We start from the raw sequence: 16,746 nt of genomic DNA, 5'->3' as shown, positions 1-16,746 counted from the left end.
AGCTATGCCTAGACTAGAACTACATAGTAAACGTGAACAAGGGTTGGCGAAGACGGAAGAATACTTCAACTCAATTCGTACTAATATCCAATTTTCTGGGAATGATTTGAAAACGATTGTTATCACCTCTGTACAACCTAACGAAGGAAAATCAACAACCTCTGTTAGTTTGGCAAACTCTTTTGCTACTGCAGGTTTTAAGACTTTACTTATCGATGCGGATCTTAGAAACTCTGTGATTACAGGATCTTTTTTAGCACTTGAAAGATATGAAGGATTGACAAGTTATTTAACAGGTAATGTCGGTATTACTGAAATTTTTTGTAGCACCAACATCGACAACCTTGTCGTTATCCCATCTGGACAAAAATCTCCTAATCCAACATCTTTGTTACAAAATGCTCAGTTTGATCAGTTGTTACAAAAAGCAAGAAGTATTTTTGATTACATCATTATCGACTCACCACCAATTGGGCTAGTTATTGATTCGGCTATCATTGCTAAGCAATGCGATGCTAGTCTTTTGGTTGTTGAGGCAGGCGCTATCAAGCGACGTTTTGTCCAAAAAGCTGTTGAGCAAATGACACAAAGTGGGACACCTTTCTTGGGCGTAATTCTCAATAAAGTCGATTTGACTAAAGAAAAATACGGCGTTTATGGAAATTATGGGAATTATGGGAAAAGAGTAGAAACTAAAAAAGAAGCCAAAAAAGCTAAAAAAAACAAACGCAAGACGCGTTCAAGAGCATCGAGATAGCTTGTCGATAAGATTGATGAGTGAATAAATAGCATTGTGATGCTGGCTACTGGCTATATAGCGATAATTAGTTGAGGAGTTGATAACTATTTTTAAAACAGTAGGTTTTAAGTTGAGTCGTTTAAGAAGAAATATCAAGCGTTTGATTTTGATTTTAACCGACTTGTCTATGATCTTTCTGAGTACTTTATTCACACTGTGGATTCTTCAGGATTCACATTTGATGTTTAGTAAAACTCATATCATTGTATTTTTAATCATTAGCATTATTTATCTCATCGTGAGTTTTCAACTGCGCTTGTTCTCCATACTAACGCGCTACACCGACTATCGTGCTCTTCTTAATATTTCCTTGGCCCTATTTTGTTCTCACCTAGCCTTATTTGTGATTGAACAATTGGCACCTTTATCTCTTTTGATTTATCGCTTTCCTTTTTTGTCATTTGTTTTTTCAACTGCTTTCGTGTTTGTACCAAGGATATTATGGCGAACCTTGAATGATGAACGGCTGCAAAAAAACACTTCATCTGTCAAGTATGTCAAAACACTTGTATATGGTGGGGGAAAGGCTGGACGTATCTTTATTGAGATGATCAATAATAGCCAGACTGATATTGAAATTGTGGGAGTTATTGATGATGACCCTTATAAACAAGGTACCATCATCAATGGTGTCTGGGTTTTAGGGAATCGCGATGATTTAGTAAAAGTTGTTAAAGAATATGAAGTAAAGCAAGTTGTCTTAGCCATTCCATCATTGACTGGGCCAGAGCGGGAAACAATTCTTGACTTAACAAGAGGGCTAGATGTTAAGTTAACAGAAGTTCCATTGATAGAAGATACTATTCTCGGTCACATATCAGCGAGTTCTCTGAAAGAAATTGACATCGCCGACTTGTTAGGTCGAAAAGAGGTTGTTCTGGATCAATCGAGTCTCAATCAGTATTTTGCTAATCGAACCGTTTTAGTGACGGGAGCAGGTGGATCTATCGGCTCTGAGATTTGTCGACAAGTGGCAAAGTTTGGACCAAGAAGGTTACTGCTCTTGGGACATGGCGAAAACTCCATTTATTTGATTAATCGTGAGTTGTCTGGAATTTATCAGGGTGAAATTGAGATTGTTCCCTTGATTGCTGATATTCAAGATAGAGAGCTAATTTTTAATATCATGGAAAATTATGGGCCAGACATTGTTTACCATGCGGCGGCTCATAAACATGTGCCACTGATGGAATACAATCCTAAGGAAGCTGTTAAAAATAATATTTTTGGCACAAAAAATGTGGCAGAAGCCGCTAAACATGCTAACGTAGGCAAATTCATCATGGTTTCAACAGATAAAGCTGTCAACCCTCCAAATGTGATGGGAGCAACAAAACGTGTTGCAGAAATGATTGTGACCAGCTTAAATGAACCTGGGAAAACTCAATTTGCCGGTGTTCGCTTTGGTAATGTTTTGGGGAGTCGTGGGTCTGTTGTGCCACTATTTAAAGAACAGATTGCTAAAGGTGGTCCTATAACGGTTACGGATTTTCGAATGACACGGTATTTTATGACAATCCCAGAAGCTAGTCGATTGGTCATTCAGGCGGGTCACTTAGCACAAGGTGGTGAAATTTTTGTCCTTGATATGGGAGAACCAGTTCAAATCCTTGAGTTAGCTAAAAAAATGATTAAACTTAGCGGTTATAGTGAAAAGGATATCGGTATCATTGAAACTGGTATTCGACCAGGGGAAAAACTATACGAAGAGCTATTATCTACTAACGAACGTGTCAGTGAGCAGATATATGAAAAGATATTTGTTGGGAAAGTTGAGACAAAAGAGCGAGAAGAAGTTCTAAACTTTATTTATGACCTTGATAAGTTGGATAATGTTTCTCTAAAAGAAAAGTTAATTACTTATGCAAGGCAAGACTAACATTTAAAAGTGGTAAATGTTTTATTTACCCCTTTTACATAATCTAATACTGTTTATTTGATTATGTAAAGGGATTTTAGGAGGTTATTGTGTATCCAATTATTAAACGTTTGATGGCTATCATTTTATCCTTGAGTGCCATTGTAATTCTAAGTCCAATTATGTTATTGATTGCACTTGTCATCAAAATGGATTCAAAAGGTCCAGTTCTCTTTAAGCAAAAGCGCATTGGAAAAGATAAAAAACATTTTATGATTTATAAGTATCGAAGCATGTATGCGGATACTCCAGCTGATATGCCAACGCATTTATTGAAAGACCCAAATGCGATGATTACTAATGTTGGAAAATTTCTTAGAAAAACAAGTCTAGACGAACTTCCACAATTGATTAATATCTTAAAGGGCGAAATGGCTATTGTTGGACCGAGACCAGCACTTTGGAACCAGTATGACTTAATTGAAGAACGTGATAAATATAAGGCAAATGATATTCGACCAGGTTTGACAGGATGGGCTCAGATCAACGGTCGAGACGAGCTTGAAATAGAAGAGAAAGCCAAATTAGATGGCTATTATGTCAACCACCTAAATTTCTTCATGGATCTGAAATGTTTTATTGGAACCTTTATCAGTGTCTTAAAAAGTGATGGTGTTGTTGAAGGCGGAACTGGACAAAAGGATAAGGAAAATTAGATGAAAAAAATTCTAATTACAGGTGCAAATTCGTATATTGGAACTTCAGTAGAAAAATGGTTACTAAAAACACCTGACAACTTTCAAGTTGATACTTTGGACATGATTGATCCTAAATGGAATGAACATGATTTTTCCAAATATGATAGTATCTTTCATGTGGCGGGTATTGCACATTTTTCAAAAGATGAATCTAAGAAGGCACTTTATTATAAAATAAATACTGATTTAACAGAATCAGTCGCTCTGAAAGCTAAAGAGCAAAATGTCAAACAATTCATTTTTATGAGTAGTATTATTGTTTATGGTGATAGTACTTCTAAAGAAAGAATTATAACTAAGGATACTGAGCCATCACCAAGTGATTTTTATGGTGACAGCAAGTTGCAGGCAGAATTAAAACTTAAAACATTGAGTGATGATAATTTTAAAATTGTGATTGTAAGACCTCCAATGATATATGGAAAAGGTTCAAAAGGAAATTATCCTCGTCTATCTAAGTTAGCAAAAAGATTACCAGTTTTTCCTGATTTCAAAAACCAAAGAAGTATGCTACATATTGATAATCTAAGTGAATTCATCAAACAAATTATCTTACGACAAGAAGAAGGGGTATTTTTTCCTCAAAATAAAGAATATGTATCAACATCAGAATTAGTTAGCGAAATTGCAAAAGTACATCATCATAAAGTTTATTTAACTAAAATAGGTAATCCACTAATTCGTCTTTTATTTTTTAATGATAACATTAAAAAAATATTTGGCAATTTAATATATGAAAAAAAAATGAGTGAATATAATTTTGGATATCAAATTAGAGATTTTAAAGAATCAATAACAATTACAGAAAGTTAGTATGAAGAAAAAAGTTTTATTTTTAGTTAATCATGATTTAGTAATTTATAATTTCCGATTAGAAATTATTGAAAGGTTATTAAGCGAAGGTTTTGAAGTTCATATATCATCTCCGAATGGTATTAGAATTCTCGAGTTAGTTTCCATGGGTTGTAAATTCCACGAAATACATATCAATAGACATGGAATGAATCCAATGGAAGAAATGAGACTTATTCAGACGTACAAAAAATTATTTAGAAAAGTAAAACCATTGGTAATTCTTGGGTTCACCATTAAACCTAATATTTATGGAGCAATAGCAGCTAAAAAGTTTAATATTCCCTTTATTGCTAACATCACTGGATTAGGCACAGCTGTTGAATATAAAAGTTGGAAGCAACCCATTTTTATAAAGCTATATCAATATGCTTTTAAAGGTATAAACAAGGTTTATTTTCAAAATACTGCTAATCGAGATTTTTTCTTAAAGAATAAGATAGTCAAAAATAACTTTAGCTTAATTCCGGGTTCAGGTGTTAATTTAGAACGGTTTTATGAAAAAGAATACCCAAATGAAAAAATTATTAGATTTGCGTTCATCTCGCGGGTTATGAAAGAAAAAGGAATAGATCAGTATCTAGATACCGCAAGATATATTAAAAATAAGCATTCAAATACTGAATTTAATATTTATGGTTTTTGTGAGCAATCCTATGAAGATGAGTTGAAACAGCTAGAAACTGATGGTATTGTTAAATTTCATGGTATGATTACAGATATTGCTGGCGCTCTCGAAAGAACAAATTGCTTAATACATCCCAGTTACTATCCGGAAGGACTCTCAAACGTTCTTCTTGAAGCTTCAGCGACAGGAAGACCTATAATAACAACTGACCGACCAGGGTGTCGAGAAGTTATTGATGATGGAGTAAACGGTTTTTTAGTTAATCAACAAGATTCTAAAGATTTAATATCAAAAGTTGAAAAGTTTATCCTGTTATCTCATTCTGCTAAATCACAGTTGGGTCATAATGCAAGACTAAAAGTTGAAAAAGAATTTGACAGACAAATAATAGTAGAGCAATATATGAAAGATATTACTGATGTTTTAAAAGAGAAATGTTATGAATAAATATTTGAGAGCAATAACTGATTTACCAACTGCCATGATTAAAACCTTCTTATTGAAAGTCCGTCATGGTAAAAATGTAACTATTTCTTCTAGTGTTTTTATGTCACCATTTTCTGAGGTAACAGTTGATAAAGGTGCAGTATTTAAATTGGGAAAAAAATTTCGTCAAAGAAGTCAAGCAAAAATTAGAGTACGAAAAGGTGCTGAATTAACAATAGGCAAAGATATTTCTCTTAATCATGGTTGTATGATTGTGGCTCGTGAAAAAATAACAATTGATGATGGGGTTCAGTTTGGTCCAAATGTTTTACTTTATGATCATGATCATGATTATAAAATTAAGGGTGGTATCAATGCTGGTGCTTTCAAAACATCTCCAATAATCATCGGGAAAAATGTCTGGATTGGAGCAGGTTCAATAATTTTACGGGGAACTACTATTGGAGATAATTCTGTTGTTGCAGCAGGAAGTGTTGTAAAAGGTGAATTTAAAACCAATAGTTTAATATATCAAGTTAAAGAGACTAAAGTAAAAAGAATAAATTTTTGAGAAAATATTGAGAGTACATATGAAACAGAAATTATCTATATTAACACTCTATACTAAGGAAGGAGCTTCCTCAAATTATAGAGCATATATTTTTAACGAAAAACTTGCTGAGTCGTTTGAACTAAGTTGGTTTAATTTTTGGAATAAAAATTATTCAGGAAAATATATGCACAATAAAAAAAAATATTTGTTACGAATAGCTTTACTATACATATGGGGTACTTTAAAAAGACTTTTCCAACTTTATTTTTTAATTCCAAATTCTGACATTCTTTTGATTCAAAAGGGTGTTATACCGAAATTAAAACCTGTTTTTCTGACTCATTTAAAAAGAAAAGGTATTAGAATTGTTTTTGATGTTGATGATGCAATTTATTTGTTTGACAATGATAATAGCGATAGAATTGCATCTGTTTCAGATATCGTAATATGCGGAAATCAGACACTTCAAACCCATTATTCAAAGTTTAATACAAACTGTGTTATAATTCCAACCACTGATAATATTAATTTATATGAACCCTATTGGTCAAATACTTTTGATAAAAAAGTAATTGGATGGATTGGGAGCAAGACGACTGTTAATAATATTGATCAAATTGTGTCTGTAATTAATCAATTAGTTGATAAATATCCAGGCGTTAGTTTTGATATTATTAGTAATAGTGCATTAGATTTTCCGAAAAAAATTAAGAATACCCGATTAGTTCAATGGTCTTCCCAAAACTATTTAAAAGATCTTTCAAAAATCACTGTAGGGATAATGCCTCTAGAAGATACTCCAATAAATCAGGGAAAGTGTGGCTTTAAATTAATTCAATATTTAAACATGAAGAAGCCAGTCGTCGGCAGCAATATTGGAGTTAACGGTGAGATCATTGGCAAAAATGGATTTGCTGTTGATAGTGAAAGAGATTGGTTTATTGCTCTTGAAAAATTATTATTTGATCGCAGTGCATATCAAAATTGTATTAAGAATATTGAAGAAAAGTTTTTCCCAGTATATCATTATGATATAGTAGCACAAGATCTAATTGATATTTTAAAAGGAAAATCTAATAAAAAAAGTGAGGTATAAATGGCCTATATATTATTAGCAATGTTGTTACTTACAATATATTTTTCTTCAAAATTGTATGGTAATATGTTTAATCCAATAAGCGTGTTTTTGGGAGTAAATTTAGTTTCGTTAATTTTAATGTATGGATTATCTGGGTTAAATAATGAACTTTCTTTAACTATTTGGATTGTTATTATAATCATGTTTGTCTCATATTTGGTAGGTGTGTGTTTGGGATCATTCAAATATCGTCTATCAAGTAAAAAGGAGTCCAAAGTAAAGAAAACTTCGAGACAACGATTAATTTATTTACTCGTTGTTTATTGTGTGATATACAATATTTCGGCTTTTTGTTATCTTTGGAAATTGGACACTACTTATGGTCTATTTAGTTTTTTATCAAAGTTGGCAGAAATGAATGTGGCTTTTCAAGCTGGGGAGTTTAATATTGGAATAATAACTCATTTTTTACCATTGGCTTATACAATTTCTTTGCTGGTCCTATATCATATCAAATATTACGGAGGAAACATGATTCTATATATTCAATATATATTATGTTATATACCAGCAATTTCACCGCGTAGAGATACTTTATTCTATTTGATATTTATGTCTTTAGTATTTGTTTTTATGACTTCTAAAAAAGCTTCTACTGATGAAGAGTTAAAAAAATATTTTAAAATTTTTAGTATTAGCTCTATAGCTCTGTGGCTTATGAGCGTAAGCCAATCTCTTTTAAATAAAGCTTCAGAGAGTAATTTTAGACTTTTTAATTTACCCATACCAGCTTCTTTAAATGATTCTGTCATTTATATTGCAGGTAATTATCCTTATCTACAAAAATTATATGATTTTGGTCAGGTAAATTTTTATTATTTTTTAATTTCTACTCTTAGGATAGTTTATAAATATATTTTCTTGCTATTTGGTCTTTCGATTGATACGACGAATATTTTTGATTTACCTCTATACAATGTAGGAAGTAGTCATAATTTTTTATTTAACACAGCGCCTCTGGTTTATTACTTTATAAAAGAAAGTGGAGTATTTTTTTTCATAGGATTTATTATCCTCGGTTTAGTTACCCAAAAACTACATAATAGATTCGTATCAAATAAAAGTGCTGGAAATCTGTTGTTAGCTTCTTACGCCTATTTTATTGTATTCTTTTCTTTCAGATCTTATAATTTAATATATTTATCAACGGTATTGATGTTATTATATATGCTAATCGCTTATTTTGTAATTGAAGTAGAAAAGGATTAATTATGACAAAAATTTTAGTAGTCTCCTATCACTATCCTCCTTTTGAAGGGTCGTGTAGTGATAAAAATATACGAATTGTAAAAAAATTACTGAATTCAGGTTTTGAAGTTGTTGTTTTAACAAAACATGCTATAACTGATGACGAGAAAATGGATAAGTTCACGGTTATTCGAACTGAAAGCAATGGTGTTTTTCATAAAAATATTGATAAAATTCCAACATCTATATCCTCTAATAGCAATGGCTTTAACTACAAAAGACTCATCTCTGATAATTTAATACCCGACTCAGCAATTGACTGGTTTCCGGAAGCAAAAAAAACTTTCAAGAAAAATAAGGATAACTTTACTGATGTTGATTTAATTCTTTCTATTTCATCACCATATTCAGCTCATCTTGTATCTTCCTACATTGCTAAAAAACTCAATAAACCCTATATAATGGTGTATGGTGATCCTTGGCTATATGAACCTAAGCGAAAAAGAGGTTTTTTCAGATATCGTTTAGAGAAATTGATGGAACAAAAATTAGTTCAGAAAGCATCAAAAGTTCTTCTGATTACTGAATGGAATAAAAAAAAATATCAAGAACTTTATAACTTACCTGAAAATAAAGTTGTCACTTATCATATTGGTTTCGATCCACTTGATAGGATTAGTTGGGATAGTTCTATTAATAGTAGAGAAGGAGAACAAAGGACTCTAAAGATTATTTATGGTGGTTCGCTTGATGAAGTACACCGTGATCCCCGCCCGTTCTTAGAAGCTATGAAAAATATTGAGAATATTCATTTATCAATTTATAATTCTGACAACTCTAAAATTGCTGAATTTATTAAGAAATATGATTTAGAGGATAAGGTAACCCTCTCTCCACTTGTCTCAAGTTCAAAATTCAATGAGTTGTTAAATCATAATGACACGTTACTACTATTTGGAAATAGAACCCCTTTTCAAGTTCCTGGTAAAGTATTTAATTACATTGCTACTGGAAAAACTATTATCTATGTAAAAAATAATAGTTATGATAATGATGGTACAAAAGAAGTTTTAGAGAAATATAGTAATTATCTACTCATTGATAATACAGTAGAATCTATTGTTTCAAATATCCGTCAATTTCAAAAAAATAAGCAGAGAGAAAGTAACATTAGTCAATTTTCTTATAATGAAACCATGCAACCTATTGCAGATGCCATTAATGATGTTTTAGGAATCGAACATGAATAATCAAAAAAAAGATTTAGCAATTCATACCTTTGTTCGTATACTAGGTGGATTTATTTCATTTTCTTCTGTTTTCTTGATGACCTATATTTTTCCAGTTTCACAAATTGGTGAGTATAATCTTATTTTGAGTAGCATTAATATTAGCGTATCCTTAGGAACTTTATGGTTAGCGCAAAGCATCTTACGTTTTTACTACAATGATAAAAAACTTGGCTTTATAATTATTTTAAGTTGTTGTTCATTGTTGGTGAGTGTATTAATTTATATTATTTTTGCCTTAATTTTTAAGCAAAATATTAATTTCTGGATTATTACTTATATTATTATATTCGGTGTTTATCAAATAGGAGATGCGTTTTTTAGAAGTTCTAATAAAATTTATTACTATATGATTCTAGAACTAGCGATTTCAATAGGTAGAATTTTTCCGATGATTGTTTTTGCATTAATTTTTAAATCTATTAATGCTATCTTTGCTAGCCAAATTATATTAGTCGGTGCTTTATTATTAATTTTGATACTTAGAAATTGGAGAACATTTTTTAGTTTAGATTACAAAGTTGACCGAGCTGATTTTACTAGGTATTTTAAATATGGACTACCTTTAGTTGGTCTTACTGTCTCAAATTGGGTTCTGTCGGCTTCTGACCGCTATATCATTTCTTTTTTGGGGAGTAATAGTCAGGTAGGTATTTATTCAACCAATTATTTATTAGCAAATAGTATTTATATGTTGTTTTCGTTAATTGTTCTGGGAGCTTTCCATCCAATGATAATGCGAGAATGGCAAATAAGTAAGAGCAGCACAGAAAAGCTTGTCAACGAATCTATTAATGTTTATTTATCTTTAATGATTCCTCTATCTTTTTATGGAATTTTAAAATCTCCTGTTCTATTGAGTTTCTTTAAGGGAAGTAACTACTCTCATTATGCGAGTATTTTCAACTGGACTGTACTTGGGATTTTTATATACGGCTTGTCTATGTTATTTCATAAATATTTTGAATTAATTGAGAAAACAATTTTAATTTTTTATTTTAATATGATTGCGGCAGTTTTAAATATTATTTTGAACCTTGTATTAATACCACTATTTGGGTTTCAAATTTCTGCTTTTACTACATTCTTATCCTACCTTGCTTATATCATTTTAGTTCATTTAAATACTAGGAATAGTTTCACAATAAAATTCAATAAAAAGCACCTAATCATCCATTTTATTTTTAATTTAATATTTTATCTATTAGATTTATTTTTGGTAAAAAATAATTCAGCGATTACATTCTTTATAGAAGGCATCATCTATGTAAGCTTGACATTTTTGATCTATCAATTAACAAATATTTTTAAAATAACTGATTTAATTAAAAAAAATAGAGATTTAATCTTAATTTTTAATAACAGATGTAAACTTATGGTTAGTGATTGGTTGAAATTTTATGAAAAAGTGAGTTTATAAATCCCGCGTTGAAAACTGAAGTGCACCATAAAAGACAAATGAACATATCAAATCATCATTCTAGCAAAAAGTCTTCGTAATCTTACTTATCAACCTCACTAAAACTGGTTGTCAATGGCGCATGCTCCTACATGACTAACGGAATGGAGTTTCTTTCGTCGGCTCAAGGAAACTGGTCTGTGGGATGAGATTCTGACAGAGCTTGTTAAAAAAAAACGAGTAAAAACTAGCAGAGCAGTCTCTCCAACCTATACTATCGTTGATTCTCAAAGCGTGAAAACGACGGATACTGCTGAGGAGCGTGGTATTGATGACAGTAAAAAAGTCAAAGGAAGCTAGCGAATCATCCCCAAGCGTTGGGTTGTCGAGAGGACTTTCTCCTGGTTGAACCACTCTAGACGATTGTCAAAGAATGTTGAAAAGTCAGTATCATCAGAGGTCGCCTTTGTGAAACTATCGCATATTAGTCGCATTCTAAAGGTGCTATTATGTTGTAAATATAGATTCTAAATTCTCGTATAAAGCATCAGTGAAGTACGAGGTGTCGTTTTAAAAAAATTCCAGCAAATGAAACAGTCGCTAGTAACAATGCTAAGAATATACTATCATATATCCTCAGCACGATTAATAAAAAAGAAAGTGAGAAAATGAATGAAAAAAGTAATGATTGTTTTTGGAACAAGGCCAGAGGCTATAAAAATGTGTCCTTTAGTGAACGAACTCAAAAAACGATCAAATTTTGATGTTAGAGTTTGCGTAACTGGTCAACATAGAGAAATGCTTAATCAAGTTCTGAATGTCTTTTCGGTTATCCCTGATTATGATTTGTCTATTATGAAAGCTAATCAAACATTATATGACGTAACGAGTAATATTATATTAGGAATTAGAGGGGTTTTAGAATCAGAAAAACCTGATGTAGTTTTAGTACATGGAGATACATCGACAACCTTTGCGACTGCTTTATCAGCATTTTATTCACAAATTCCAGTTGCTCACGTTGAAGCTGGGCTAAGAACTTACGATATTTATTCTCCATACCCAGAGGAATTTAATCGTCAAGCAGTAGGCATTATTAGTGATTTCAACTTTGCACCTACTGAGACCGCTAAAAATTACTTGCTTAACGAAGGTAAAAAGGCGGATAGTATTTTTGTTACTGGTAATACTGCAATTGACGCTCTTAAAACAACAATAGAAAAAGATTATTATCATGAGCATTTGGAATGGGCTTCCGATAGTCGTTTGATTTTAATAACAGCACATCGTCGTGAGAATCTAGGTCCTGCTATGGAAAATATGTTCAAAGCCATTCGCCGTGTTATTGAAGAATTTTCTGACATTAAAATTATCTATCCTATTCATTATAATCCTAAAGTTAGAGAAGTCGCAAAAAAAATTTTCAAAAATTCTGATCGGATTCGCTTAATTGATCCTCTAGAAGTTGTTGATTTTCATAATTTTTTAAACGCCAGTTATTTAATTTTAACAGACTCTGGAGGCATTCAAGAAGAAGCTCCAAGTCTAGGAAAACCAGTTCTTGTTATGAGAGATACTACGGAACGTCCTGAGGGTGTCGAAGCAGGAACTTTAAAATTAGTGGGTACTGAAGAAGAAACAATTTACAAAGAATTTAGAACGTTATTAACAGATGAATCTGTATATAAGGAGATGAGTCGTGCTTCAAATCCTTACGGTGATGGATTCGCTTGCAAAAAAATAGCAGATATATTAGAGAAAAAATTATAAATTAAACATGAATGGATTAGAATTAAGCAATAAAACAATCTTAATCACCGGTGCTGCAGGTTTTATCGGTGGTAACCTTGTTATAGAACTTTTAAAGCAAGAAAACATTGGTCACATTATAGGATTAGACAATATGAATAATTATTATGATGTGGCTCTGAAAGATTTTAGACTTTCTCAAATCGAAATGTTAGTAACACAAAATAATGTTTCTTGGACGTTTATTAAAGGTTCTATCTCAGATAAAGAATTAATTGACGAAATTTTTACAACGTATAAACCTGATATTGTTGTCAATTTAGCAGCCCAAGCTGGTGTAAGGTATTCCATAACAAATCCTGATGCTTATATTGAAAGTAATATTGTTGGTTTTTATAATATTTTAGAAGCCTGTCGCCACTATCCTGTTGAACATTTGGTATATGCTTCCTCGTCTTCTGTCTATGGTGCTAATGCTAAAATACCATATAGTACAAGTGATAAAGTTGACAATCCAGTTTCACTATATGCTGCAACTAAAAAATCTAATGAATTGTTTGCTCATTCGTATAGTAAGCTTTATAATATTCCGACGACTGGTCTACGATTTTTCACAGTATATGGCCCTGCGGGTAGACCTGATATGGCTTATTTTGGATTTACTGATAAGTTAATCAAAGGTGATACTATTCAAATTTATAATTATGGAAATTGTCAACGTGATTTTACTTATGTAGATGATATTGTCAAAGGGATAACACTTGTTATGAATGGTGCTCCTAAGCAGAAAAATGGTGAAGATGGTTTACCAATTCCACCATATGCTATTTACAATATAGGAAATAGTCAACCAGTGAACTTATTGGATTTTGTTACTATTTTACAGGAAGAATTAGTTTTATCGGGGGTATTACCAACTAATTTTGATTTCGAAAAACATAAAGAACTAGTTTCTATGCAGCCTGGAGATGTTGCAGTGACTTATGCAGACACTAGCGATCTGGAACGTGATTTTGGATATAAGCCAAGCACAAGTCTTCGTCAAGGTTTAAGAGCATTTGCCGAGTGGTATTATGACTTCTATGTGAAAGGATGCTAATATGAAAAAAATCACAGTAGCTGGTACTGGTTATGTTGGACTATCAATGGCGGTACTATTGTCTCAGTATCATCAGGTGACCGCGGTTGATATTGTAGCTGAAAAGGTTGATCTAATTAATCGTAAAAAGTCCCCTATTCAAGATAAGGAGATCGAAGAATTTTTAGCCACTAAGGACTTGAATTTAACGGCAACTCTTGATGTTGAGTTGGCATATAAGGATGCCGATTTTGTGATTATAGCTGCTCCAACAAATTATGATAGTGACAAGGATTTCTTTGACACCTCAGCTGTTGAAACAGTTATTGAAACAGTATTGTCCCATAATGATCATGCGACAATGGTTATCAAATCAACGATTCCTGTAGGTTATACTGAGTCTGTACGTCAAAAATATCAGACTGATCGTATTTTGTTTAGCCCAGAGTTTTTGAGGGAATCACGCGCTTTGTATGATAATCTCTATCCAAGTCGTATCATCGTTGGGACAGACCTATCAGATGCTCAGGCTAAAGAAAAGGCAGAAACTTTTGCTAGTATGCTGGATAAAGCATCATACAAAGAGGACAATGATATCCTAATTATGGGATTGACAGAAGCAGAAGCTGTTAAACTTTTCTCGAATACTTATTTGGCACTACGCGTGTCTTACTTTAATGAGTTGGATACCTATGCGGAGTCTAAAGGCTTATCAACCACTGAAATCATTCAGGGTGTTGGTCTAGATCCACGTATTGGCGATTACTATAATAACCCTAGTTTCGGCTATGGTGGTTATTGCTTACCAAAAGATACGAAACAATTACTTGCCAATTATAGAGATGTTCCTCAAAACATGATGACTGCAATCGTAGAGTCAAACCGTACTCGTAAAGATTATATTGCGGATCAGGTGTTAAAACTTGCTGGTGCCTACCATGGTAGTGAATCTTATAATGCTGAAAAAGAGCATAAAGTGGTCATCGGAGTTTATCGTCTAACGATGAAGAGTAACAGCGATAACTTCCGTCAATCATCAATACAAGGTGTTATGAAAAGAGTTAAAGCTAAAGGCGCTGAAATTGTTATTTATGAGCCTTCTCTTGAAGATGGAACGACATTCTTTGGTTCAAAAGTTATTAATGATTTAAACGTATTTAAAGAAGTGACACATTCAATTATTGCTAATCGTTATGATAGTAGTCTTGATGATGTCAGTGATAAAGTTTATACGCGAGATTTATTTGGACGCGATTAATTATTTGTGAATTTTGGGAGATCTTTTGATCTTCTTTTTCTTGATGTCTTATCCCTCCCGTGAATTCCTTTCCATTTCGTGGTATAATGAGGTGTTGAAATTAAAAATTTCTAGCTATATTTTAGTTGATTAGGTCAGTTTTTGGCTAGTAAGTAAAGGAGTATGTTTATGTCTACGATTGATTTTAAAGCAGAGGTTGATAAACGCCGTGAGGATATGATGGCAGATTTGTTTACGCTTTTGAGTATTAATTCTGAGCGTGACGATAGTCAAGCGGATGCGCAGCACCCATTTGGTCCTGGTCCTGTTAAGGCTTTGGAGGCATTCTTGGAGATTGCTAAGCGTGATGGTTACAAGACACGAAATATTGATAATTATGCGGGTGAGTTTGAATTTGGAGATGGTGATGAGGTCATGGGGATTTTTGGTCACCTTGATGTCGTTCCTGCTGGTTCTGGTTGGGATACTGACCCTTATACACCTGTTATTAAAGATGGTCGTCTCTATGCGCGTGGCGCATCTGATGATAAAGGGCCTACAATGGCTTGTTACTACGGGCTTAAAATCATCAAAGAACTTGGTCTTCCTGTTTCTAAAAAAGTGCGTTTTGTGGTAGGTACTGACGAGGAGTCTGGTTGGGCTGATATGGACTATTACTTTGAGCATGCCGGTGTAAAAAAACCTGATTTTGGTTTTTCTCCGGACGCTGAGTTTCCAATCATCAATGGTGAAAAAGGTAATATCACTGAATACCTTCATTTCTCAGGTGATAATGACGGTGCGGTCGTTCTTCACAAATTTGAAGGTGGTCTGCGTGAAAACATGGTTCCTGAATCAGCAACAGCCCTTATTTCAGGTGATATTAATTTTGAAGACTTGTCTGAAAAACTTCGTGTCTTTAACGCTGATAACGACTTGACTGGTGAGATTTCTCAAGATAACGATGGTAATGTATCTATTACAGTTAATGGTAAATCTGCCCACGGCTCTATGCCATACAAGGGTGTTAACGGTGCAACTTTCCTTGCTAATTTCTTGAAAGACTTACCTTTTGAAGGTGGAGCACGTGCTTTTATTGATATTACAGCTGATGTCCTTCATGAAGATTTTGAAGCTGAAAAGCTTGGTTTAGCCTATACTGATGCCAAAATGGGTTCAGTTAGCATGAATGCAGGTGTTTTCTCTTTCTTGAAAGAAGAAGACAGCACTATTGCACTAAACTTCCGTTACCCTAAAGGAACAGATACTCAAACCATCAAAGCTGGACTTGAAAAACTTGAAGGAGTTGAAAAAGTAACGCTTTCTGAGCATGAACACACGCCTCACTATGTGCCGGCTGAAGACCCATTGGTTGAAACGCTACTTTCAGTCTATGAAAAACATACTGGACTTAAAGGACACGAACAAGTTATCGGTGGTGGTACCTTTGGTCGTCTCTTAGAGCGTGGCGTTGCCTTTGGTGCCCTCTTCCCAGATTCTATCGATACCATGCACCAAGCTAATGAATTCTCAGATGTTGAAGAACTCTTCACAGCAGCTGCTATTTATGCAGAGGGAATCTATGAATTGATAAAATAAGAATAAGTCAATAACTCACTCAGGTTGAAGGACAGGTCCGCTTTAGGCGAACTTTCTTCGGCCTTTTTGAGTTTTCTGATTAAAATGAGAGCAACCCCAACCTTTTTAAGGATTTGGTGTCAATCTGAGATTGCCAGCGACATTCAAAAAAGTGACAATCTGAAACTGGTTTTTAAGCTAAAAAACGGTATAATA

The 16,746-nt window shown here is 33.1% G+C and carries 14 protein-coding genes; all 14 read left to right on the top strand.

The features are described from left to right. Positions 1-4: 4 nt before the first annotated feature. The 14 genes from ABP870_RS03180 (at position 5) to pepV (ending at position 16,551) form a co-directional block, all read left to right on the top strand. Positions 5-757, top strand: coding sequence for a tyrosine-protein kinase (locus ABP870_RS03180; RefSeq protein ID WP_350014046.1), 753 nt, complete (start codon positions 5-7; stop codon positions 755-757). Between the two features lie 169 nt (positions 758-926). Continuing rightward, positions 927-2,678, top strand: a complete 1,752-nt coding sequence (locus ABP870_RS03175; protein ID WP_350014143.1) for a polysaccharide biosynthesis protein — start codon at positions 927-929, stop codon at positions 2,676-2,678. An 89-nt stretch (positions 2,679-2,767) separates the two neighbouring features. Continuing rightward, the gene (locus tag ABP870_RS03170; protein WP_350014045.1) at positions 2,768-3,373 is read left to right on the top strand and encodes a sugar transferase; all 606 of its coding nucleotides are present in this window, start codon (positions 2,768-2,770) and stop codon (positions 3,371-3,373) included. Continuing rightward, the gene (locus ABP870_RS03165) at positions 3,374-4,228 is read left to right on the top strand and encodes an NAD-dependent epimerase/dehydratase family protein (protein WP_350014044.1); all 855 of its coding nucleotides are present in this window, start codon (positions 3,374-3,376) and stop codon (positions 4,226-4,228) included. A gap of 1 nt (position 4,229) precedes the next feature. Next, complete coding sequence (locus ABP870_RS03160; RefSeq protein ID WP_350014043.1) at positions 4,230-5,342, top strand: glycosyltransferase family 4 protein; 1,113 nt, start codon at positions 4,230-4,232, stop codon at positions 5,340-5,342. Next, positions 5,335-5,892: an acyltransferase gene (locus tag ABP870_RS03155; RefSeq protein ID WP_350014042.1), complete on the top strand. Its 558-nt coding sequence runs from the start codon at positions 5,335-5,337 to the stop codon at positions 5,890-5,892. Before ABP870_RS03160 ends, ABP870_RS03155 begins: the two co-directional genes overlap by 8 nt. Positions 5,893-5,911: 19 nt before the next feature. Beyond that, positions 5,912-6,970, top strand: a complete 1,059-nt coding sequence (locus tag ABP870_RS03150; RefSeq protein WP_350014041.1) for a glycosyltransferase — start codon at positions 5,912-5,914, stop codon at positions 6,968-6,970. After that, positions 6,971-8,221, top strand: a complete 1,251-nt coding sequence (locus tag ABP870_RS03145; protein WP_350014040.1) for an O-antigen polymerase — start codon at positions 6,971-6,973, stop codon at positions 8,219-8,221. A gap of 2 nt (positions 8,222-8,223) precedes the next feature. Continuing rightward, positions 8,224-9,450, top strand: coding sequence for a hypothetical protein (locus ABP870_RS03140; protein ID WP_350014039.1), 1,227 nt, complete (start codon positions 8,224-8,226; stop codon positions 9,448-9,450). After that, entirely contained in the window at positions 9,443-10,909 is a 1,467-nt protein-coding gene (locus tag ABP870_RS03135) for a lipopolysaccharide biosynthesis protein (RefSeq protein ID WP_350014038.1), read from the top strand. The genes ABP870_RS03140 and ABP870_RS03135 overlap by 8 nt, the downstream gene beginning before the upstream one ends. Positions 10,910-11,560: 651 nt before the next feature. Then, positions 11,561-12,658 (top strand): non-hydrolyzing UDP-N-acetylglucosamine 2-epimerase, encoded by a 1,098-nt coding sequence (wecB, locus tag ABP870_RS03130; protein ID WP_350014037.1) that lies wholly within the window; start codon positions 11,561-11,563, stop codon positions 12,656-12,658. Positions 12,659-12,665: 7 nt separating this feature from the next. Continuing rightward, entirely contained in the window at positions 12,666-13,736 is a 1,071-nt protein-coding gene (locus ABP870_RS03125; protein WP_350014036.1) for an NAD-dependent epimerase/dehydratase family protein, read from the top strand. 1 nt (position 13,737) lies between these two features. After that, positions 13,738-14,973, top strand: coding sequence for a nucleotide sugar dehydrogenase (locus tag ABP870_RS03120; RefSeq protein WP_350014035.1), 1,236 nt, complete (start codon positions 13,738-13,740; stop codon positions 14,971-14,973). A gap of 168 nt (positions 14,974-15,141) precedes the next feature. Beyond that, positions 15,142-16,551, top strand: coding sequence for a dipeptidase PepV (pepV, locus tag ABP870_RS03115; protein ID WP_350014034.1), 1,410 nt, complete (start codon positions 15,142-15,144; stop codon positions 16,549-16,551). The last annotated feature ends 195 nt before the right edge of the window (positions 16,552-16,746 follow it).

It is taken from the genome of Streptococcus jiangjianxini, from assembly GCF_040225085.1.
In the GTDB taxonomy this organism is placed as follows: domain Bacteria; phylum Bacillota; class Bacilli; order Lactobacillales; family Streptococcaceae; genus Streptococcus; species Streptococcus jiangjianxini.
Note: the sequence above shows the minus strand (reverse complement) of the source record. Positions and strands in the feature narration are given on the sequence as shown.